We start from the raw sequence: 23,377 nt of genomic DNA on the forward strand, positions 1-23,377 counted from the left end.
TAGATTATTTGAAAAGCCGGTTTTGTCATGCTGAGGCACGAAGCATCTCTATGTAGAGCAGTCAGAACTAAACTACATAGAGATGCTTCGTGCCTCAGCATGACAAAATACCCTACTGTATTTTCACTGATCTACTAAAAAGGGCTTGTCAGTTCACGAACATAACGCCCTTTTCTTTCGCCATCTGGTTGATTTTTTGCAGGTTGGTGCCGATAGTTTCGGCGAGTTTCCCCAGTTGTTCGTCCACCTGTTTCGAGAGTTGCTGCCGGACCTCTTCCCCCTGTTTGGTGGGTGGATAGTCGCCCTGGGCCTGCTCCGACATCAGGTGAGCCAGCCGGTTGTTGAGCTTGATACCATAATTGAGTGGGTCCTGAACACTGCTGTTTTTAGTTTGGTGGATGGTGTTTTCAAGCCTTTTCAGCTCATCCTCAAACGTTTTGATGGCCTCGTTGACGTCTTTATTTTTAGGGTCGGCTTCCATTTTCTTTTTCAGGTAACTCAGGTCCTCGTTGATTTTTCGAATGTTGAGTATGCCCTCATTGGCCTGTGTTACCTTGTCCCGCACTTTCATCAGGAAGTCGAACTGGGCCTGAAAATCGGCCGGGGTAGTCGTCAGGCGCGGGTCTTTCAGTATCTCGAAGTCCTGGGTTTGTGACTGGCCGTTCACCGTTAGCCGAACCTTGTAGATACCGGGTACGGCTTTGGGTCCCATGTTGGGAGAACCGTAAAACACCATGCCCGGAAATGTTTTGTAGCCGGGGTAGCGCATGTCCCACACAAAACGGGCGCCACCGGCTTTCACGGTCAGCTGATTGGCTTTCTCCTTCGCTTTGTTGCTGAACGACCGGATGGTGTCGCCATCGCTCTCCAGAATATCGAGCCGGACATCTGATTTCCCATCGATATTCTTTACAAAATAATGGATCAGCACACCGTTGGGGTGGTTTTCGCCTTCCAGTGAGGCCTCCCGTTTGCTGCTCCCCGCCATACGGTAGGACGGCATAGGCTTATACAGCACAACGTCCTTTACTGTCTGATCCTTATTGAGCTGATGCAGGGGAGTGAGGTCGTCAATCAGCCAGAAACTGCGCCCGTGGGTAGCGGCAATCAGGTTGTCATTTTTTACGGCCAGGTCATGGATGGGCACCGGGGGCAGGTTAAGCTGTAGTTTCGACCAGCGCTCCCCATCATCAAACGAAACCCAAACGCCTTTTTCGGTACCGGCGTACAGCAGCCCTTTTCGCTTCGGGTCGGCCCGAACAACCCGCACGAATTCATCAGCGGGGATACCTTTGGTGGCTACGGTCCAGGTTTTTCCATAGTCAAGCGTTCTGTAGATATAAGGCGTGTAGTCGCCAAATTTGTAGGCCGTAGCGGCAATGTACGCCCCACCTTTCACGAACGGATTCACCTCCACCGCATTGATCATGTTGAACTTTGGCGACAGGGAAGGGGTAACGTTTTTCCAGGTTTTTCCGGCGTCGGTAGTCAGTTGTACCAGCCCATCGTCGGAGCCGGTCCATATTTCGCCTTCCGTGTAGGGCGATTCGGCAGCGGCAAAAACATTGGCGTAATATTCGGCTCCGGTATTATCCTGCGTAATCAGCCCACCCGATGATTTGATGGTTTCGGGATCGGCCCTCGTCAGGTCGGGGCTTATCACGTCCCAGCTTTCACCCCCGTTGTAACTGACGTGCAGGTGGTTGGAACCGGCATAGAGTTTTTTGGGGTTGTGCGGGCTAAAAAAGACGGGGTAGTTCCAGTTGAAGCGGTATTTCATAACGTCGGCACCGGAACCGGCGGGCAGGTCGGGGTATACGTTGGTCGATCGTTCCTGCCCTGTAGCCAGATCCTGCATGGTCATGTATCCTTTGTAATCACCACCATACACCACCTCGGGGTGTAGCGGGTCGGGCGCCAGGTGGGCACTCTCGCCAATGGCCAGCGCCGTCCAGTCCTTTTCGGTTACGGCACTGCCCGTTGTGCGGTGCGGAATACGGATGCTGGTGTTATCCTGCTGAGCCCCGTAAATACGGTACGGAAAACTGTTGTCGGTCGATACCCGGTAGAACTGCGCCGTTGGCTGGTTGTGGTAGGTGGTCCAGTTGTTACCGCCATCGTTGGACACCTGCCCACCCCCGTCATCGCCAATGATCATGCGCTGGTTGTTATCGGGGTCAATCCAGAGGTCGTGGTGGTCGCCGTGGGGCGCGTTTTTCAGCTCAAAGGTTTTGCCGCCATCTTTGGATACGCCGTAGCTCACGTTCATCACGTACACCAGGTCTTCGTTTTGGGAGTCGGCGTAAATGCGGCAGTAGTACCAGGCCCGTTGGAGCAGGGCACGGTCCTGATTGATCCGGCTCCACGTTTTACCGGCATCGTCGGAGCGGTACACGCCGGGTGCTTCGGAGTTTTCAATGATGGCCCACACGCGGCTGGAGTTTTTGGGCGACAGCGTGACGCCAATAATGCCGTTGGTTCCTTTAGGCATCCCCGGCTTATCGGAGAGGTTCTCCCAGGTGTCCCCCCCGTCGGTACTTTTCCAGAGTTTGGAATCGGGGCCACCGCTGTCCATCCGGTAGCCGTTGCGCTTTATGTTCCAGGTGCTGGCGTACATGATACGTGGGTTGTTCGGATCGAGAATCAGGTCGGCAGCTGCGGCCTGGTCGTTGATGTACAGAATCTTTTTCCAGGTCTGTCCACCATCCGTGCTGCGAAAAATACCCCGCGTGCTGTTGGGTTTCCACAAATTACCCATGGCCGCTACGTAGACCAGGTCCGGATTTTTGGGGTGGACCCGGATGCGGGCAATGTGTTTGGAATCCGTCAGGCCAATGCTTTTCCAGGTCGTTCCGGCATCGGTCGATTTCCAGAGTCCATTGCCGGAGGCTACGTTGTTGCGCAGGGTTTGCTCCCCCTCTCCCACGTAAATCACATTGGGGTCACTTTCGGCCACGGTCACGGCCCCAACGGTGCCGCCAAAGTAGTTGTCCGTTATGTTGCCCCAGGTTTGCCCGGCATCGGTCGTCCGCCAGACACCGCTCCCTACACTGCCAAAATAATACAGGTTAGGTTTGCCCTTTACGCCCGTAACGGTACAGGAACGTCCACCCCGGAACGGCCCTAGCTCCCGCCATTTGATGCCCTCATACAGGACTGGGTCAAACATCAGCGATGCGCTGGCTTTGGGCTGCTGCGCTTGAGCAACATGAATTAATAGCAGGCTGGCTGTAAGGCAGATAAGGAGTTGTTTGAGCATACGAACGGGTAGTTGATAAAGTAATGGGAATATGGGTAGACGGTCAGGCAAGCGGCAATCCATAAAAAGTCCCGGAGAGACTAGCTAACGTAAGTCCCCGACGGACTTCCAATCCATTGCCGTTGGGCTTCAGCCAACGGTGTATAAGCAAAAGGATAGTCTACCCCAAAAATAGTCAGACTATTCTTTTTTCAGCGGATTTTTAACCCGTATTACCAATAATAAATGGTTTATAACGGATTTGCCAAAAGAAAAATGACATGAATTAAACTTTCACATTCAATCCCAATTTCTGTAGCTGTCAGTTTACCGGTTCGTTTATCCCGTTTAAAAATAGTGATGTTATCCGAATCGTGGTTGGCCTCCAGCCCAAAACTACCCGTAGGGTCAATGGCGAAGTTACGGGCGTTTTGCTATTAACGGGCTGATAGCCAAACAGCGTGAGCTGCCCCGTTTTGGGAGCGATGCTGAAAACAGCCAGACTCTCATGGCCGCGGTTAGACGCGTACAGAAACCGGCCATCGGGCGATGTATGAATGTTAGCCGCCCACTTCCGGCCCATATAGTCATCGGACTCCTGATTTTCATAGCTTCTCATCAATTTATGTCCAGATAACAGAGCGGTCAACGCTGGCAATGGTTGATCGGCCCGTCAGGATCATGGCCAGTTCAAGTTCATTTCTGAGGATGTTCATGACGTTGGCTACGCCTTCGGCACCTCCGCAGGCCAGTCCGAAACAAACGGGTTTACCCACCAGTACGGCCTGCGCGCCCAGGGCGAGGGCTTTCAGCACATCGGTTCCCCGGCGGATACCGCCATCCATCAAAATGGGAATGCGTCCGTTTACCCGCTCGGCCACGCGGGGCAGAGCCTCAATGGTAGCGGGTACCGTGTCCAGATTCCTACCGCCGTGGTTGGACACAATAATGCCCGACACCCCGGCCTGAATGGCCTTTTCAGCATCGCCGGGATTAATAATCCCTTTCAGCATAATGGGTAGTCTGGTAAACGATTGCAGCCAGTCGATGTCCTGCCAGGTAAACGGCTTCGTTTCGGACAGGAATCCAGGCATGTGGGGTGTTCGTACACCGTCGGGCAGTGCAAACCCCGCTTTTTCCTGCCGGTTGCGAATACCGGGTACGGGGGTATCAACGGTTACGCACAGCACGCGGCAGCCCTGGTCCTCAGCCTCCTGCACAAGGGCTTTGGTAAGTGCCCGGTCGTCGCGCACATAGAGCTGAAACCACAGGGGCTGGGTAGCCACGGCGGCTACTTCGTGCATGGGCGTGGTGGTGAAGGAGCTAACTACGTAGGTAGCGTTCGCAGCCCCTGCCCCACGGGCCGTGGCGAGTTCCCCCTCGGGGTGCATGAGTTGATGGTAAGCCGTTGGGGCAATTAAAATGGGGTACGCCAGTTCCTGCCCAAACAGCGTAACGCGGGTATCAATCTGGCTCACATCAGTCAGGACCGTTGGGTTGAGTTTAATACTGTCCAGGGCCTGCCGGTTCCAGCGGAGGGTTAATTCATCGGCAGCCCCACTCGCCACGTATTCGTAGGCCATCGGGGTCATTTTCCCCTCCGCCATGCGCTCGATATCGAACAGGTTCAGGGGCGAAGCCAGGCCCGGTGACGTACCCAGCGCACCTACTCTATGGCTTATATCCTGTTCCATCTGTCTGCTCTGTCCGTTTGAATCACGCATAAAAACGCGCCTTATTAGGTAGAAAAACGCCCTTCTGTATCGCCAATTGAAGACAGATTCAGCCCGTTTTTACTACCAATTACTTATTGCACAATGTATTTAGTACATTGGAACGTAAGTTTTCTGCTGTTACTGAAGATTCCTCCTTCCGCACCGGCGGACCGGTCGGAAGGACAGAAAACGTTTGTTACACTGTACTCAGTGCTTCACCGCCTGGTAATGCTCTTTCAATACATCGGCGCCGAAGTCATTGCCTTTTTCGCGCAGGATGGCGTGGATGTGGTTGCCGTCGTTCTGAAAACCAACGTTATCGTACTCAATCAAAAAATCGGGGCCGTTGATGATGTAGTAGTGCGGTTTGTTATTTTCCAGACTACCCACCCAGGCAAAGTACACCTTATCGAGCCCCGATTTCAGGATTTTGCTGAACAACTGGTGGGCTTTCTGGTGCTCGAAATTATGGGTGTATTCCTGAATCAATAGTTTCAGCATATCCAGCTGAGCCTCACTAAACTGCGCGGCCGGGATGCCGTAGTAAGTGGTAATGCGCTGGCTGCTTTGGGGGTTGGTTATAATATCTTTTGGAACGTCCTGCGGGAGCATGGCTACTTTTTTCTGGGCCTCCGTCAGGGCGTTGATAAGCATAAATCCGTAATCCTCCTCCTTGCTCAGTACCCGCAGACCCGCGTACTTGGCCGACTTCACTTCGGCGGGGTCGGTACCCACAAAATAGGGCGACATGACGATGTTCTTCCCATCCGACGTAAGGCTCAGTGCCATGTGGTGCCCGCCAAAATTCAGGCCCCAGGGTTCGGTAGCCTGTGGCTTACCCCAGACGGAGATGTAGTAGTTCCCGTGTGCCCACTTCAGATTCTGCATCTGGGTCAGCATCTTCTGATTGATCTCGCCCTTGTCGAAGGCCTGCTGGTAAAGCGTGTTCAGAATATCGTCCAGTTGCATGATACTGGTTGTTTTCAGGTACCCCTGCGAACTGAGCATGGCCGACAGCACCCGATGAAAGGCCATCCGACTTTTGTCGGACAGGGAACCGTACTGTATGCCTGGACGAGGAGCCATACCCACGGGTAAATTCGTCCATTTATACCGCAAGCTATCGGTAAAGGCGTACTGAGTCTTTCGTAACTCTTCGGCACTGAGCGTACTCAAAAACCGACTTGCCGACTCGGCAGCCGTACTACCCGGCTGGGCCAGTCCCCGGAGGGTGAACAGCAGGCAAAAGACTAGGAAATACGTACTTTGTTTCATGAGTAAGGGTAGTTAGGTAGGGGAATTGAAACTTAGTTCTTTTTTGCGGGAACAGCCTCCATGAGCAGGGTATACGCTTTGTCGAGCGCCTTGCCCCCCGCGCTGGAGCCTTTGTAGTGCCCTAGCCGGACAATAACCAGGTCGTGCGAGGGGATAATGGCCGTGGATTGCCCGCCCGCGCCCAGCATCATGTAAGCCTCTTTCGGGATGGGTCGGGCACCATCGCCGTTAATCCAGAATAAGCCGCCGTAAATGGGTCGGCCATCAGCCACCCAGGGCTCTGCCAGCGTACTCACAAAGTTGGTAAAGCCTTCGGGCAGCAATCGCTTACCCTGCCACATGCCCTCCTGCAAATACAGGTTACCCAGCCTCGCCCAGTCCCGACCCGATGCAAACTCGTAGCCCTGCGTCAGGAAGTTACCGCTGGGGTCGGTTTCCATAATCATAGTCCGAACGCCTATCTTGTCGAACAACGCCCGTTGCGGAAAAGTCAGGTACTCCTCCCCCAGCTTTTCAACCCCCAGTCGTACGAGGTAGTTCGTCAGCACCGGGTCCGAATTGCGGTAACGTCCTACGGTATTCGGCAACCACTGCTGCGGCAGGTTAGCCGCGTAATCAAATGAATTACCGGCATCGGTGTACAGATACAAATGATCAGGGTAGCCCAGGGACGGATCATAATCGGGGTCCTGCGGTGCCCGGCAATACAGCCCGCTGGACATGTGCATAATGTCTTTGATTCGGATCTTGGCTCTCGGGTCATTCTTCCCCTGCCACTGCGGAAAAGGGGCTGGCTGGTCGAGCGTATACACACCCCGGTTCATCAGCATACCCAGCAGCGTCGCGCTCAGGCTCTTGCCCATCGACCAGCTTTCCAGCGGGGTAGTTTTCGTAATACCCTCGCCGTACCGTTCGCCAATGATGCGCCCTTTATAGGTGACCACAAAAGCCGCGGTCAGGGCGTCGGTGGGTTCAAAAGCGGCATCAACGGCCTGTTGTACCTTCGCCATGTCCACTTCGGCAGGCATGGGGCTGGTGGGCAGCGCATCACCCATGGGCCAGGGCGTGGTGGCAGCATCGGGCAGATTACGGGGTACCTTAACGGGGGTGTAGCCCAGCGAATTTTTTCCTTCCGGCAGGGTCACGCAGCCCTGATCGCCGGTGTAAATAGCGGTACGGGTTACGCTGTTGGGCAGGGTGATGGACACCGTTTTTTTGTCGTAGTCAATAACGGGTTTGCTCACCTTCGCCCGCTCAGTGTAGGGACTGGTGAAATACCCTACATTCTCGGCGGCAAAGTCGGGCTTCAGTCCCGTAACAAACACCGCCGAGCACATGATTTTGGCGTACCCCGACGTGTTATGCGACAGTGCATCGCCGGGCGGGGCTTTGTACGGCGTTTTCAATTCCAGTACCTTTCCCCGGGCAATCAGTTTGGCGCGGGGCGTTTCCTGAGCATTGCCGGTCAGACCAGATAATAACAGGAACGCAGGCCCGAAGATGAGTAGAGACCGATTCATGAGTTACGAGTTAAGGCATTAATTTACTGATGGTTAGTTGACTGTTCGCTTACTGCTGAAACGCGTCCAGCACGCGTTTCACAACGCCATCTTCCGCTTTGCTGTCTATCCACCGCAGCACCATCACCAACTCATGCTCGGGGTCGACGTACACCACGTTGGTTCCGTTGCCAATGTGCGAATAGCTGCTGGCTGGCGCTGATGGCAACAGTTTCTGATTGGTGTTGAGGAAGTAGTTCATGTAGCCATAGGTGGGCTGGGCCGTGGTAGGCGTAGTAGCCTGACTGATCCATTTTTCGGAAATCAACTGCTTCCCGTTCCAGTTGCCTTTGTTAAGCGTCAGCAACCCGAACCGAGCCATGTCGAAGGCATTTATAAACATNCCCCCGCCCCAGTGCCCACCGCCACTCACCGACTGAACGGCCTGCCCGTCCAGCACAATCCATGAATTGCGGTAACCCGTCCAGCGCCAGGTGGTAGAGGCTCCAATAACATCCATTATGTTATCTTTCAGCACCTGCGGCAGGGGTTTCCGCCAGACACTAGTAGCGGCCAGGGCCAGAGCATTGACCCGCACATCGTTGTACTCGTACACCGTTCCGGGCTTATTCCGGGTTCGGTTAAGCCACTTGGACGGGTCAGCATCAGGCCGGTCAGCCCAGTCGGTTTTGCCCCAGAGGGTTCCTTCCCAGTCGCTGGTCTGGCGCAGCATATCGTCCCAGGTGATGGTGCGGTTGTGCGGAGTGTTGAAAAGGTTGAGTAGTTCGGGTTTGCCAAACTCATCCGCCGGGCGGGTGACCGGCTGTCCATACAGTTCGATGGGCGGCACATAACCCGCCACGGTATCGGTAACGCTCCGAATCAGCCCCCGGTCAACAGCCAGCCCGACTACCGTGGAGAGGAAACTCTTGGTAACGCTGTGGGTAATATCAGGGCGTTGCGGCTCGCCCCATTCGGCTACAATATAGCCTTTATACACGATCAGGCCGGAGGGCTCACCCCGGTCGTTGAACGGGCCAATCGCGTAGCCGAACGGCTCTTTACCAAACGACTGGTAGTGCGACTGTTCCATGCTCCGGGGGTTTTTTATTTCGTTGGCCCGGTGGAAATCAATAGCCTCCTGAATTTTAGCCGCTGACAGCCCCATCTCGGCCGGGGTTTTATGTTGCCAGACCTGCGCCGTTGGGAAATAAGGAGTGGTTTTGACTTTTGCCTTATTCTGGGCCAGGGTGATGGTACTGAATAACAAAAGAAGTGTAAGTAGCTTTGCAGTCATTTAAGGAAGCATTAGCGTTGATTAAACGCCTAAATAAACGGCTTTTTTTGACGCCTTCGGTGCCGGGTTGGCAAATAGCCAGCTTTGCCAGACTTTTTCGTTTTGATACCTGCCTCCTGCAAGGCAGTTACCTGTTTGGGCAGTCTCAACCATTTCGACCCATCGGCTGTTTAAGGGCTATCATCACCCCTATCCCTTTGTCATGAAAAAGACGTACTATCTGTTAGTTGGTTTGTGGCTGCTGTCTACCGCATTCGTTGCGGCACAGGGTCGGTTTTCGGTGTCAGCAACGGCGGCTCCGGCCTATGCCCACCTGAGTGCCCGGCTTAATTACCTGCAACCCGTTGGCAATGGGCAGTTTGAATCGTCGGTGTTCTCTACCAACACATCGTCGTTTGGTTATGCAGCCGGGGTCATGGGACACTATCGGTTTACGCCATCCTGGTCGGTGTCTACGGGTGTCTGGTACAACCGGCTGGGCTACGAAGGCCCCTTTCCCTTTGCGCCGGGACCTATCTCCGCCCGTATTATTTCGCAGACCACGCAGGTTCCTCTGCTGGTCAATTACCGCTCCCGTCAACAGCGGCTCTCGCCTTATTTTTCGGTTGGGGTGCTTACCAGCCTGCGCCGGTCAACGCTCTACCGGCCCGACAGCAACTCGGGGCAAACGGAAGCGAAAGTGGTTTTTAGCCGGTCCGACGATTACCGGCCGGTAGTGGGTGCCGGAATCGCTTATCGGGTCAGTACCCACGTATCGCTCCTGGTGCAACCCATGCTCATCTGGCAGTTCAGACCCGCCAATGACTACGATCACTTTGTAGCCTACCAACTGAACGCCCTAACCCAACTGGTCTATTCCTTCTGACGCAACAAGCCAACAAAAAGGGAATTGGGGTAGCGTTTGCCGTGCCTGTGTTTCTTCATAGACCTGTTCAAGCCAATCGTGTTTACCATCATACCTCCACTGGCGACCGGCGGTACTCCGAGGGGGTTTTTCGGGTGTGCTGCTTGAAGAAGGTAGTGAAATAGGCGGGGGAGTTGAAGCCGGTTTCTACCGCAATATCAGCCATGGATTTGGTGGTTTCGCGAAGGAGATACTTGGCCCGTTTCAGCCGAATGTCCGTCAGGTAGTCCATCACGTTCATGTCCAGCACGGCCTGTACTTTGCGGTACAACTGCACGCGGGAAAGGCCCATGTCGCGGCTTAGTTTTTCTACGCCAAACGCCGGGTCGGTGAGGTTTTGCTCCACCAGGGCGGCCAGCTCATTGATAAATTTCTTGTCTTCCCGGTTACCGGTCTGGGCGGAGAAATCGGACGCAAAACGCTGTTGCAGCTTCTGCCGGTTCGCCAGCGTGGTGCGGATGGACTCCAGCAGGTAGGCAGTGTTGAATGGCTTGGTCAGGTACATATCAGCCCCCGCCCGCGTGCCTTCAATCCGGCTTTCCATCTGCCCTTTGGCCGTGAGCAGGATAACGGGAATGTGGGAGGTACGCCAGTCGGTTTTGACGCGCTGCGTCAGTTGAAACCCATCCATCGACACGTCAGCGCCGGTGGGCATCATCACATCGCTGATAATCAGGTCGGGGATTGTTTCCAGCGCCCGCTCCCACCCGGCCAGTCCCGAACGTTCGGCCACTACGTCGAATTCCTTCCCCAGCCGGGCTGCCAGAAAGGCACGTAACTCGTCGTTATCTTCCACCACCAATACCGTAGCCGCCTGCCTGTCCGGCAGCGCAACGGGTTGCTGGCTTTCCATTTCGCCCTCGGTGTCGTCAATCAGCGATTGATACAGGGCGGTTTTCTGGCTGATGGCACCGTCTAGCTCATCGGCATCCAGGTGGGCATTCCCCAGGGGCAGCAACACGGTAAACGTGGTTCCTTTGTCTTTTTCGGACTGTACGCTGATATCGCCCTGGTGCAGCTGGATAAACTCCATCGACAGGGCCAGCCCCAGCCCTTTGGAGAGATTGAACGTCTTTGTTCCGCTGAAGAACAAATCGAAGGCGTGGGCCTGCTCATCGGGGGTCATCCCGTCGCCATTGTCTTCCACCTGAATCCTGACCCGGCCATCCAGCGTATCCAGCCGCACGTGAATCAGCCCCCCTTTGGGCGTGTATTTGAAGGCGTTGGCCAGCAGATTGACGATAACTTTATCCAGCTTTTCCCCATCGAACCAGACCGGCAGTCGGGGGCTGGACGGGATGAATTGCAGGTCGATTCGCTGCTTTTCGGCTTTCCGCCGAAAGTCCTGCACAATATCCTGAATAAACGCCACCAGGTCCTGCTCGGCCGCGTGCAACCGCTGCTTGCCCGCGTCCGTCTTGCGCAAATCCAGCATCTGGTCGATTAGGCGCAGTAACCGGTACGCGTTTTTCTGCACCAGCGACAGGTTACTCTTCAACTCGTGGGGAGGGACCGTTTTCTGACTCAACATGTCCTCCGTGGGGGTCAGAATCAGGCTCAGGGGTGTGTTGAACTCGTGGGAGATGTAGGAATAAAACCGGAGTTTTTCTTCCGTGGCCAGCCGTGCCTGCGCCGATACGCGCTCGATTTCGTCTTTCTGCGCCCGTATTGCCCCGTTCTGTTTTTCGAGCAGTTCGTACGCCGTCCGCTTCGACCGGAACAGGTACAGCGCGTAGCCTCCCAGCACAATGGCTATCAGCAACAGCGTAACGATGAGGTAAAGTGTGTTTTTCTGCGACGCGTAGGTGCGGTTCAGTTCGTCGATGCGCTGGATCTGCTTCTCAATATCCTGTTGCTGCTCCATCACTTTTTCGTTCTGGAGTTGCATGATCCGCACGTTGGTAGAGTCGATGAGCGTGGTGGTCAGGCGATTCTCGCGTTTGAAGGGTTGTTTTTTGAGGATGGCCACCGCCGTTCGGATGGCTTCCTTGCCCCCCGTCGGGTAAAGCACGGTGGCGTTCAGGATGCCCCGGTCCACGAGGCCAATGCCTTCATTTTTACCGGGCAATCCATCCACCCCAATGATTTTCACCCGGTTTTGCAGCCCCAGTTTCTGACAGACGGCGTAGGCTTTCAGGGCCGTTCGGTCATTCTGGGCGAAGATAAGGTCGATGGAGGGCGTGGCGGTCAGCAGTTGCGTCAGCTTACCGGCGAAGGATTGTTTATCCCAATCACCTTCCAGCTTGGTCACCAGTCGCAGGGCAGGGTGGCGGTCAATGGCTTCGATGAAACCCCGGTGCCGGTCGATGTCGGCCGATGAACCCGGCGATTCACCAATCTCGACCACGTTTCCGCTACCTTTCAGCAGGGCGCTGGCGTAGGTACCCGCCGTGCGGCCAACCTCTACGTTATCCGCCCCCACGTAAGCCGTGTACTGGTCGGACGCGGTGCGCCGGTCCAGGATAACCACCGGGATTCCCTGCTGGTAGGCTTTTTCCACGATGGGCGTAATGGGCAGGGCCGCGTTGGGCGACACAATCAGCAGGTCGACACGCTGGTCGATCAGTTCCTGGATTTGCTTCACCTGACGGCTACTCTGGCCCCCCGCATCTTTTATAACGAAGTCGATTTCGGGTGTGAATGACAGCTCCCGGCTCATGTTCTCCTGCATCGTTTTGCGCCAGGTGTCGGCACTGGTGCGCTGCGAAAAGCCGATGCGGAGCGATTTACTGTCGGAAGAGTCCGACTGACAGGCCACCGTACCCATCCAGACGACCAGCATCAGCAGTTGGGCGAGGGTTGCCCGGTTAGGTCGATATTCGCCTGAACACAAACCCGTCTGCCTGTTTAGCCGATTCGCTGAATGATGCATGGAGGAGGGAGCCGTTTTTGGTATTGTCCAAAGATAATCTATGCGTATTTGACTACAAAACAATTCAGAACCGGCGGTTATAATCGGCCATTAATCTACCTCTTATGTAACGGCATTAGGGAACTCTCTTTATCTTGCCCACGAAAAACCTAGTCTACCCTCCTTTTTATGCAACAAAAAATTCGCCGTGAGGATGCCCTGGCGTACCACGCCAACGGCCGCCCCGGCAAACTGGAAGTTATCCCAACCAAAGAATACAGCACCCAGGCCGACCTCTCGCTGGCTTACTCGCCAGGCGTGGCCGAACCCTGTTTAGCCATCGCCGAAAATAAAGAAGACGTTTACAAATATACCGCCAAAGGCAACCTGGTGGCCGTTATCAGCAACGGAACCGCCGTGCTGGGCCTGGGCGATATTGGCCCCGAAGCCAGCAAACCCGTGATGGAAGGCAAAGGGCTGCTGTTTAAAATCTACGCCGACATCGACGTATTCGACATTGAACTCGACACCAAAAACGTGGATGAGTTCGTCAGGATGGTCAAAATTCTGGAACCCACCTTCGGCGGGGTCAATCTGGAAGATATAAAAGCCCCGGAATGCTTTGAAATTGAGGAACGGCTCAAGGCCGACCTCAATATTCCCATTATGCACGACGACCAGCACGGCACGGCCATCATTTCGGCGGCTGCCCTGCTCAACGCGCTGGAAATTGTGGGCAAGACCATTCAGGACGTAAAAATCCTGATCAACGGCGCGGGGGCGTCGGCCATTTCCTGCACCAAGCTGTACGTGTCCCTCGGAGCCAATGTAGACAATGTGGTGATGTGCGATAGCAAGGGCGTTATCCGGTCCGACCGCACCGACCTCGACGAGCGGAAATCATTGTTTGCCACCAGCCGCGATATGCACACGCTGGAAGAAGCCTTCGTGGGGGCCGACGTGTTTGTGGGCTTATCCAAGGGCAACACGGTGAGTCAGGACATGGTACGGTCGATGGCCGACAACCCGATTGTGTTTGCGATGGCGAATCCCACGCCCGAAATCAGCTACGAAGACGCCATCGACGCCCGGCCCGACATCATCATGGCAACGGGCCGTTCGGACTACCCCAATCAGGTGAACAACGTGCTGGGCTTTCCGTACATTTTCCGGGGAGCGCTGGACGTTCGGGCGACCGAAATCAACGAAGCCATGAAACTGGCCGCCGTTCACGCCCTGGCCGACATGGCCAAAAAGCCCGTTCCCGATCTGGTGAACATGGCCTATGGCACGGACAACCTGCTGTTTGGCCGTCATTACATCATTCCCAAACCTGTTGACCCCCGCCTGCTCGAAACGGTGGCCCCGGCCGTGGCGAAAGCCGCCATGGAATCGGGCGTGGCCAAACACCCCATTACCGACTGGGACGCCTACGAAAGTCAGCTGGCCCGCCGACTGGGGCAGGATACCCGGATTTCCAGGGTCATCAACAACAAGGCCCGCACCAACCCGAAACGGGTAGTCTTTGCCGATGCCGAAAACCTGAAAGTGCTCAAAGCGGCCCAGCAGGTGCGGGATTCGGGTATCGCCCACCCCATATTGCTCGGCGAACAGGCCACCATTCAGGCCATGATTACCCAGAACAGCCTCGACCTGGCCGACGTGCCCATCATTGACCCACGGGCGCACGAGCAACTGGCTACGGTGGAGCAGTTTGGCGAGCAGTTCTACAAGAAGCGGTACCGCAAAGGCATCAGTGCCGCCGAAGCCCGGAAGCGGATGCTGTCGCGCAACTACTACGGGGCCATGATGGTGGAAACCGGGCAGGCCGACGCCCTGATTTCCGGCCTGACGCAAAGCTACCCGGATACCATTCGCCCGGCGCTGCAGGTGATTGGCAAAGAGCCGGGGGTGCAGAAAGTGGCGGGGATGTACATCCTGCTCACCAACCGGGGGCCGCTGTTCTTCTCGGATACCACCGTGAACGTGAATCCCACGGCGCAGGATATTGTGGAGATTACCGAACTGACGGCGCGGGCGGTGGAGCGGTTCAACATCAAGCCCCGCATTGCGCTGGTGACCTATTCCAACTTCGGCAGTGCCAAAGGCGAAGACGCCGACAAGATGCAGGAAGCAACGGACATTCTCCAGCGGAAACACCCCGACATGGTGGTGGACGGCTCCATGCAGGCCCACCTGGCCTTCAACACCGACCTGCTGCGGCAGAATTACCCCCTCAGCAAACTGGTAGACGAAGGGGCCAACACCCTGATTTTCCCCAACCTCTCAGCCGCCAACATAGCCTACAACCTGATGCGGGAAGCGGCCGGCCCGCGCTCCGTTGGTTTCGACGCGATCGGCCCCATTCTGCTGGGCATGTGCAAACCCGTCTACGTCCTCCAGCTCGGCTCCTCCGAACGCGAAATCGTGAATATGGTCGCCATTGCGGTGGTGGAAGCGCAGGGGGTTGGGTGAGCCTATTTATATACCCAACAATACAAAATGCGCATTGCGTATTCTGTATTGTTGGTAATACTAATTGTTATGGCAACAATACGAAATACGCAACGCGCTTTTCGTATTGCACTTCAAACTAAGTATACATAAATAATTAACTGTCAAATAGATATACAAAAAGATCGGTTATCAGTCAAAGCTCTATAGTGCTTTATTGAATGAGTATAAACATGCGTATATTTACGAGCTGGCAGAAATTTTATGACAAAATTCGAAACCTTACTAAACATTCTTGACACAATCATTAAAGAGGCTCCCTCTTCAATGACCAAGAAGTATCCCAAGAAGCCGAAGGATACAGAAGAATTAAATCAAGCTCGTTCCCGAGCATTTATTCATTTGTATTTAAAAGTAAGTTTTGGGCTTCTTGATTTCAATGAAAGAGAACATTTTATTACAGACGAAAGTTATGACGGAGGAATAGACGGCTATTATATAAATAAAGAGAATAAAACAGTATATTTTATCCAATCAAAGTTTAGAACGAATAGTAGCAATTTTGAAACTAAAGAAATTGCCTTGGAGGAAATTTTAGTGATGGACGTAAATAGAGTTCTTGATGGGGAAGAATTTGATGAAAATGGCAATGAGTATAATGGGAAGATTAAGCAACTCCAACGTGAAATATCGACAACAGAAAGTATTGCTCGTTATTCTAATCAGGTAATTATCCTTGCAAATCTTTTCAATATTAAACAAAGCGACTTAAGAAAACTAACAGGTGGATTTGCAAGCGAGGTTTTCGATTTCGAACAATGCTATGACAAACTTGTATTCCCGGTTATTACAGGTACCTTTTTTAATGCGACAGATTTAAATATTAATATTGATTTAAGCAACAAGAATGCTGGTAGTAAAATAAGTTATACAGTACAAACGAAAAAAGGAGAATGCGAAATAACGGTTTTGTTTGTACCTACAATTGAGTTAGGAAGAATAATGTACAGGTATAAAAACTCTATACTCAAATATAATCCTCGGAGTTATTTGGGGCATGAAGGCAAGAACGTAAATAATGCTATCCGAGAAACTATAATTGAAAAGTACACAAACGAATTTGCTCTTTTTAATAACGGTATAACAATGCTGTCTGATGAGACTTATATCAATGAAAAAATCGGTCAAAAAAACAAAGCTCAGTTAATAGTAAAAAATCCACAAATAATTAATGGCGGACAAACTTCCTATACATTAAGTAGAATTTACGAAGAGAACATACAAAAAGATGTCGAAAAAGTTTTTCTTAACAAAGAGGTTTTACTTAAAATAATTACACTTCTTGAAAACAATAAGCATGAAAGCAAAGTGGAGTTAATAAATGATATTTCTGAAGCAACTAACAAGCAGACACCAGTAATTCATGCTGATAAAATGTCAAATGAAAAGTTGCAAATTGAAATACAAAAATGTTTATTTGATAGATATGGCTTACTCTATGAGCGAAAAAGAGGTGAATTTGCAGATGGCGTATTCAATGGATACATCCCACAAGAAGCAGTCATGGAAAGAAATCTCTTTTTCAGAATGTTCTATTGTGCAAACGGAAGAATTACAAAAGCAAGAGAGAAAAAGCTGTTTCTCAAGCAAGGCATCACCTTCCAGTCTTTGACAGCAGGTGATAAGTTGGATAATTCTTATTTTGGTTATCTATGTTTTCAGAAACTTGATGAGATGAAACAACCCACTCAACGGGTTGACCTCTCTACTTATGCAAAAGTTTTTGTAATGACGGTGCTGTTTAAACCAGGTAAACTTGTAGACTACAATGCTATAGCAGACAATTCATACAAACTTGTTAACCAACATTGGAAAGGATTTTTGGAACATTACAAGGATAATATTGCAGAAACAAAAACAAGAATAAATAAAAAGACGCAAGAAGTAACCACCTACCAAAGTTACAATTACTCCAAATGGTTTGACAGTGCAAGATTCCGTCAAGATATTATTGATTACTTTTCGACCAAAACTTCTGCCAACATTGGTATTGCCAATAGTGGGGCTTGACATTGGAGCAATCATCAGCAGTAATTCTTCTGTGCTGTGGTTTGTGGCTTGATGAATAAAGACCAGCTTTAGTTCTTAATATTTATCTTTATCAAAAAGCTAGGCAGCAGTTCCGGGCGGACGAATATAAAATTCCCCACCATCGGCAATACCTGCTCGTTGTATGCAATTTAAAAGCACCCTCTATAATGGCAAAACCTTTTGACAGTAAAGAATATCAGGACGCAGAAACATGGAGAGCGAAATCAAAGCAAAAATTACTTTCTATTGGTGATTGCATTTCAAGTTGGACAGACATTTGCGGATTTGGCAGTTTACTAGAAAAGAATAATTGGGACTTAAATAATTTGCAAAAGAATGACGTTTTTCATCTACTTAGCGAAATGCATTTAATTGCTGGAACAGCAAAACTAATAAATATCGACCCCTTCCCCAATGAGAAAATAATAGTGTTGAATGATGGCATAGCAGGGACAGTTGATTTACAACATATTGACAAATTGCATGCTCACATTTTTTTATTCTTTTTCCGTGACTTACTATTTACACATTATCGTTTGTTGCAGTTAACCAAATTATTTGGTGTTGGTGTAAGAACAATTTTGGCTGGTGGGCAAAGAGTGCAATATTCTTCAGCATCGACAAGTGGACAATCCTCACTTTATTATAATGAAGAGAGTATAAGTGAATTTGGGGAAAGGCTTTTAAATACAACATTTGTGTACAATCCGGCTGAGTTTCAAATGAATACTGCATTTGCAAAAGCTTTTACAATTGACAGTTTAGGTTCAAAACAAAATATCAAAGTAAATGGATTTTATATCGAACATGATTATTTTACAAAACTGCAAGGAATTGCAGACTTAACAGTAAAAATTAGTGATAAAACTATAGAGCTTTTAAGAAATAATATTTTGATGTTTAAATTATCAATTTTAAGCAAGGAAACTAAAAGTATGAAAGGACTTGAGGTGGTAATTTATCATATCGACAAATACTTCATTTATAAAGAATTTGATGGTGATGACTTAGAACTTGATATGTTTAATCAGACTGACTAAACTGCATATAAAATTGGGTTTTATGCAAGTTGGGCCTCACCTTGCAACATCAGTTAATTGCAAATCCCAACTTCAGTTCCAGCCGACAAATATCTATCAGCTTTTGTAAATAAATTCAATAATATATTTTCAATCAGTAGCGGTTATGGGCAGACGGAATACTAACTCCTAGCCTGCATAAAGCCCTGTCCGTTACATGACCATCTACAAATGACACTATACTAAAAAAGATAACAAGAAGAGTAGATTTATTATACCGATTTTAATTGAAATAGTCACACAAGTTACAATCTGATATAATGGAACACCCGGAAAGTAAAACGCCAGGCAACAACATAGCACCCAAAGTAACCGGCATTGGCGGTATCTTCTTTTTTTCTGACAATCCAGAAGAGACGAGAGCGTGGTATGCTAAAAACTTAGGGTTCGAAATCAGTGCTTGGGATTCGGCGAGTTTTGAGTCCTGGAATGTTGACCGGCCCGATGAAGTCCACGTGAGATTTACATAGTTTTCGGTTCAAAGTAATTAGGGTTCTAGGCTAAATCTTTGGTTTAGCCTAGCCCTAATTTTCAATACAATATAAATTTCGCATTAAAATAAAATGACAAAAGAACAACAAAATAGATTCCTTATACTCTTCGCACTCAACAATTTAGGAAGTAACTTTACAAAGAATGAAGTGCTAACCTATCTTCTCGAAAGTGGAATAATCAAACTCTTCGAAAAAGATTTTGAAATTCTACCTTCAAGAAACGAAGAAAAATGGAGAAATGAATTGGCATTTGTTAGAAGCCATTTAGTCAAAGAAGGATATTTATTAAATTCCAGTAAAAACAAATGGGAAATTACAAATGAGGGAAAAGAATATTTTGAGTTTCTTACAGAAATATTGGCCAGCGATTCAAACCCAACTAGAATAAATAAACATGAGATTGATAACTATATTCTAGAAAACATTAATATAGTAAATATAGAAAGAAAGATACTTGAGATAAAATCAAGTAAGATATTAAGTAAAACTGAAAAATTAAACTTAATTCTTAGTAGAATTGGTCAAGGTAATTTCAGAAAAGATTTACTGAGACTTTACGGAAAATGTTGCTTATCAGGATACACGTTTTCCAACATATTGATTGCCTCGCATATAAAACCTTGGAGATTTGCAGATAACACAGAGCGTCTTGATAAATTCAACGGATTTCTGTTAATACCAACATTCGACAAGCTTTTCGATTTAGGTTACATAACATTTGAGAATGATGGAAGAATAATAATATCACAGCAATTAAGTAAACCCGAAGCATTAGAAATTAATAGTAATATGAAAATATTTGTGTTTGAAAATTCAAAAAAATATTTAGAATATCACAGAAAAAACATCTTTTTAACGTGAAGTACGTTTTATTAATCATGATAATCTTAAGCTAATTCGCTGTATATTTTTACGTTATTATTTTCTATCCAAATTCAAAAATTCAAGATTCGTAGTTCAATCTGAACGTTACATTATAACAAAAGAAAAGAAAAAATCTCTTTATGGTTAATTAACTGCTCTCGTCCCCAAAAATTCTCACCAATTCTGACCTGATAAAATGAATGAACCAGAAAGCAAATCTATAGTTCCGAATGGCACCACGCCCAAAGTAATGGGCATTGGCAGTGTTTACCTTTTTCATGACAATCCGGAGAGAACCAGATCGTAGAACGCCAGAAATTTTGGGTTCGACATCAATGCATGGGGTAAAGTAAGTTTTGAGGCTACAGACCTTGCCCGTTTCGATGAGGTACCTGTGCTGCAATGAAGTCCGTTCAAGCAATGAGACGGCTTCTATTCTCCGGCCAATAAGGAGTTCATGATCAACTACCGCACCCAGCACATCGAAGCGCTGGTCGATAAACTCCGGGAAAACGGCGTCACCATTACTACCTGTACTACGGCGAACTCGTCCACATTATGGCCACCAACGGTCCAACATAAGCAGAGAGAATAGAGCAAATTGACTTTGTGTAAATGGATTTAATGCAGAGGTTGTTTCCTGAAATCATCACATGAATAGTCAACTACTTATTAATTACGCCCTTTCAGGGCTTGACTGTTTATGGGATTGTTTTGTCATCAATGGGCGATGCCCATCGCTAACAGATTACGCCCCTTTAGGGCTATTCACCCACCAAGCCCTGAAGGGGCATACTATCTTAGGGATGGGCGTCGCCCGTTCTTACCAAGACGAGCATTACCCACCAAGCCCTGAAGGGGCGTATTATCTTAGGGATGGGCATCGCCCGTTCCTACTAAAACGAGCATTACCCGCCAAGCCCTGAAGGGGCGTGATAACATGTAAAGTATGGGACAATCATTGGTGCAAAATTATATCCACCTGGTATTCAGCACTAAACACAGGCAACCATTCATCCAGCCACCCGTGGAACAAGAATTACATAGCTACCTGGGAGGTATCTGTAACAAGCTGGAATGCCAACCTATAAAAGTGGGTGGCTACATCGACCATATACACATCCTTTGTAAACTCTCCAAAAAAATAGCGTTGATGAAGCTGGTGGAAGAAGTAAAGTCACATTCATCTAAATGGATAATGACGAAAGGAGAAGATTACCATAATTTTTATTGGCAGGATGGATATGGGGCATTTTCGGTCAATCCATCTCAAGTAGATACTGTGATCGCTTATATTATCAATCAGCATGAGCACCACAGTAAAAAGAGCTTTCAGGATGAATATCGGGCTTTCTTAAAGAAGTATACTGTAGAGTATGATGAACGATATGTTTGGGATTGAGATGTTTCACCCTTCTAGGGCTCAGCACAGGGCTGTTGCCCTGTGTTAAAAGAGTCCGCCCTTTCAGGGCTGATATGTATAGCCCTGAAAGGGCGTAATACCATAGAAGTGGGTAACGCCCATTTCGTAACATCAAAGGAATGGGTAACGCCCATTTCGTAATATCATAGAAAAGGGTAACGCCCATTCCTTTGATCGACGCAGTAAAAATTCAACATAATGGGACAGTACAAAGCAAATTCAACAAACTCTCGAAATTTCAGCTTACTATCGGGGGATCAAAGTCTGGGAGAATTAATCTATAAAAAATGGTATTCGTTCGACGCTGAAATTGTATTGTCTGACGGCGCAACTTATCGACTTGAACCCGTAGGCTTTTGGAATTCGAAAATTGAATTGAAGGACGATACCCAAACCCTACTGGCATTCGAAATGGGTTGGAAAGGAATTATCATCAAAACCTTTTTCGACAACCAGGAAAATGCTTTTTTACTGACACTTAAAGGACTTTTAAGCAGTAAATTCATTCTGATCGATACAGATAAAAGAGAACTGATGGCTGCTGAAACAGACTTCAAATGGAATAAACTCAACTTTGATTATACAATTGAAACAACCCAGGATTTTGATAATTTCAAAAACAAGGAGTTATTACTATTGACCGTATTACACTGTATAAACTACTATATGACGGTCATTACTTCAGCGGCTTAAAAAGAATAAACACCCACAAATCCGGGGAATTAGCTTCCCAGAGCAGACAAAAAAAGACTGGCTTTTCTATACTCATCTCAGGCCTTCGGTTATTTACAGAAAGCGATGCATTGTGTACAGAGTTTCTGCTAAAAATGCCGTAGGCATGAAATCTTTGTAGATAAGAAAGCCATGGCATTGTGTATAGCCTGATTCACTAAGCCGTCGGCCCCGCCCGGTGGGTTTTGACCGCTTCTTCCCTCTCCTACCCGGTAAGCGCAAGCCAGTCTGTACAAGTAGTTAGGCAGATGGCAGATTAACGTTCGCAAAGCTGACAGCTGTGCTAGTCAAGGCAATAGCGCATCGGCTTCATCAACGTTTTTTGCTAACTCACCTGCTCCGGCCCGGTTTCTCAAAACGCGATGTAAACAGGTTGACTTTGGCGGTAGTCGAACCGCAGAAAGTGGGCTGGCGGTAATTATTGCTGGCAGTAACCTGGCCACGCTCCTCCAGGCTGCCAATTCCAATTAATCTTCTTTTAGGCTGAATAAAATTTGAGAAACCGAACAGTTGCGCATACATTTGCAACCGATTGATTGCTTATCTATTAATTCAACCCGTATGAGACGAGATATTTTCCAGGCCATAGCCGATCCGACAAGGCGGGCCATTATTACCCTGATTGCCTTGCAGGCAATGACACCGAACGCCATTGCCGACAACTTCAACACGACCCGACAGGCTGTTTCCAAACACCTTCGCATACTCACCGAATGCGAACTAGTGAAACAGGAACAACAGGGCCGGGAAATTTACTACTCACTTGAGCTTGACAAAATGAAAGAGGTTGATGAATGGGTAAACCAATTCAGAAAAATCTGGGAAACCCAATTCAATCAACTTGACACGGTATTAGCAACCATTAAACAGGAGAAAAAATGAAAAACGATGTGCTAGTTGATTTCACCGTTGACAAAACAACAAAGACGGTACACTTTACCAGAGAATTTGCCGCCGACCTTTCGCTGGTATGGGATGCGTTTACCAAACAGGAAATTCTCGACCAGTGGTGGGCGCCTAAACCCTGGACCTCGAAAACGAAATTTATGAATTTTGACGTTGGCGGACGACGGTTTTATGCCATGGTAAGCCCTGAAGGACAAGAGCGCTGGTCGATTCAGACGTATACGTCCATTACGCCAAAAACCAATTTCAAACTGTTAAATGCTTTTGCCGACGAGGATGAAAATCCTGAATTACCCGGTTCTGAATGGGATATGAATTTCAGCGAACAAAACGGGACGACAAAAGTCAGTATTACTATTTACAATGAATCCCTTGCCCGCCTGGAGCAGATGCTGGAAATGGGCTTCAGGGAAGGTTTTACGATGACAACGAAGCAGCTGGAAGAATTACTGGCAACGTTATCGCAACGACGGTAGAGAGGAAAACGGCCGCTACCAGAAGGTTTTGTCGACAGGGGCCATACGGACGTAAAATCATCAATAATAAAAATCCAGA

The 23,377-nt window shown here is 49.2% G+C and carries 16 protein-coding genes and 1 pseudogene; 10 read left to right on the forward strand and 7 right to left on the reverse strand.

Annotated elements, in window-relative coordinates:
- Positions 1-148: 148 nt before the first annotated feature.
- The 6 genes and pseudogenes from B156_RS0124015 to B156_RS0124040 all read right to left on the reverse strand — a co-directional run bounded on the left by B156_RS0124015 (position 149) and on the right by B156_RS0124040 (position 9,024).
- Positions 149-3,259 (reverse strand): VPS10 domain-containing protein, encoded by a 3,111-nt coding sequence (locus tag B156_RS0124015; RefSeq protein WP_018622339.1) that lies wholly within the window; start codon positions 3,257-3,259, stop codon positions 149-151.
- A 230-nt stretch (positions 3,260-3,489) separates the two neighbouring features.
- Positions 3,490-3,857: pseudogene (locus B156_RS0124020) on the reverse strand (lactonase family protein).
- A gap of 4 nt (positions 3,858-3,861) precedes the next feature.
- The gene (locus B156_RS0124025) at positions 3,862-4,962 is read right to left on the reverse strand and encodes an alpha-hydroxy acid oxidase (RefSeq protein ID WP_245563813.1); all 1,101 of its coding nucleotides are present in this window, start codon (positions 4,960-4,962) and stop codon (positions 3,862-3,864) included.
- A 198-nt stretch (positions 4,963-5,160) separates the two neighbouring features.
- Positions 5,161-6,228 (reverse strand): DUF3500 domain-containing protein, encoded by a 1,068-nt coding sequence (locus B156_RS0124030; RefSeq protein WP_018622341.1) that lies wholly within the window; start codon positions 6,226-6,228, stop codon positions 5,161-5,163.
- A 32-nt stretch (positions 6,229-6,260) separates the two neighbouring features.
- Complete coding sequence (locus B156_RS0124035; RefSeq protein ID WP_018622342.1) at positions 6,261-7,748, reverse strand: serine hydrolase domain-containing protein; 1,488 nt, start codon at positions 7,746-7,748, stop codon at positions 6,261-6,263.
- Positions 7,749-7,797: 49 nt separating this feature from the next.
- The gene (locus B156_RS0124040; RefSeq protein ID WP_018622343.1) at positions 7,798-9,024 is read right to left on the reverse strand and encodes a serine hydrolase domain-containing protein; all 1,227 of its coding nucleotides are present in this window, start codon (positions 9,022-9,024) and stop codon (positions 7,798-7,800) included.
- Positions 9,025-9,226: 202 nt separating this feature from the next.
- On the opposite strand from B156_RS0124040, the gene B156_RS0124045 reads away from it, so the two are divergent.
- Positions 9,227-9,889 carry an outer membrane beta-barrel protein gene (locus B156_RS0124045; protein WP_018622344.1) on the forward strand — a complete coding sequence of 221 codons (663 nt, stop codon included), beginning with the start codon at positions 9,227-9,229 and terminating at the stop codon, positions 9,887-9,889.
- Between the two features lie 88 nt (positions 9,890-9,977).
- Here B156_RS0124045 and B156_RS0124050 read toward each other — a convergent pair whose 3' ends face one another.
- Positions 9,978-12,800, reverse strand: a complete 2,823-nt coding sequence (locus B156_RS0124050) for a hybrid sensor histidine kinase/response regulator transcription factor (protein WP_026261023.1) — start codon at positions 12,798-12,800, stop codon at positions 9,978-9,980.
- A gap of 168 nt (positions 12,801-12,968) precedes the next feature.
- On the opposite strand from B156_RS0124050, the gene B156_RS0124055 reads away from it, so the two are divergent.
- From B156_RS0124055 to B156_RS0124100, 9 genes are all read left to right on the forward strand, one after another.
- Positions 12,969-15,254, forward strand: coding sequence for an NADP-dependent malic enzyme (locus tag B156_RS0124055; protein ID WP_018622346.1), 2,286 nt, complete (start codon positions 12,969-12,971; stop codon positions 15,252-15,254).
- A 243-nt stretch (positions 15,255-15,497) separates the two neighbouring features.
- On the forward strand, positions 15,498-17,303 hold the full coding sequence (locus B156_RS0124060) for an AIPR family protein (protein ID WP_018622347.1): 1,806 nt from the start codon (positions 15,498-15,500) through the stop codon (positions 17,301-17,303).
- A 188-nt stretch (positions 17,304-17,491) separates the two neighbouring features.
- The gene (locus B156_RS0124065; RefSeq protein WP_018622348.1) at positions 17,492-18,364 is read left to right on the forward strand and encodes a hypothetical protein; all 873 of its coding nucleotides are present in this window, start codon (positions 17,492-17,494) and stop codon (positions 18,362-18,364) included.
- Between the two features lie 299 nt (positions 18,365-18,663).
- Positions 18,664-18,873: a hypothetical protein gene (locus B156_RS31865; RefSeq protein ID WP_018622349.1), complete on the forward strand. Its 210-nt coding sequence runs from the start codon at positions 18,664-18,666 to the stop codon at positions 18,871-18,873.
- A 93-nt stretch (positions 18,874-18,966) separates the two neighbouring features.
- Positions 18,967-19,758, forward strand: a complete 792-nt coding sequence (locus B156_RS30560) for a winged helix-turn-helix domain-containing protein (protein WP_018622350.1) — start codon at positions 18,967-18,969, stop codon at positions 19,756-19,758.
- Between the two features lie 952 nt (positions 19,759-20,710).
- Positions 20,711-21,163, forward strand: a complete 453-nt coding sequence (gene tnpA / locus B156_RS0124080) for an IS200/IS605 family transposase (protein ID WP_018622351.1) — start codon at positions 20,711-20,713, stop codon at positions 21,161-21,163.
- Positions 21,164-21,382: 219 nt separating this feature from the next.
- The gene (locus tag B156_RS0124085) at positions 21,383-21,877 is read left to right on the forward strand and encodes a hypothetical protein (protein WP_018622352.1); all 495 of its coding nucleotides are present in this window, start codon (positions 21,383-21,385) and stop codon (positions 21,875-21,877) included.
- A 600-nt stretch (positions 21,878-22,477) separates the two neighbouring features.
- Entirely contained in the window at positions 22,478-22,798 is a 321-nt protein-coding gene (locus B156_RS0124095; protein WP_018622354.1) for an ArsR/SmtB family transcription factor, read from the forward strand.
- Entirely contained in the window at positions 22,795-23,298 is a 504-nt protein-coding gene (locus tag B156_RS0124100) for an SRPBCC family protein (RefSeq protein WP_018622355.1), read from the forward strand. The genes B156_RS0124095 and B156_RS0124100 overlap by 4 nt, the downstream gene beginning before the upstream one ends.
- Positions 23,299-23,377 lie beyond the last annotated feature (79 nt).

The organism is Spirosoma luteum DSM 19990, assembly GCF_000374065.1.
GTDB classification, from domain to species: domain Bacteria; phylum Bacteroidota; class Bacteroidia; order Cytophagales; family Spirosomataceae; genus Spirosoma; species Spirosoma luteum.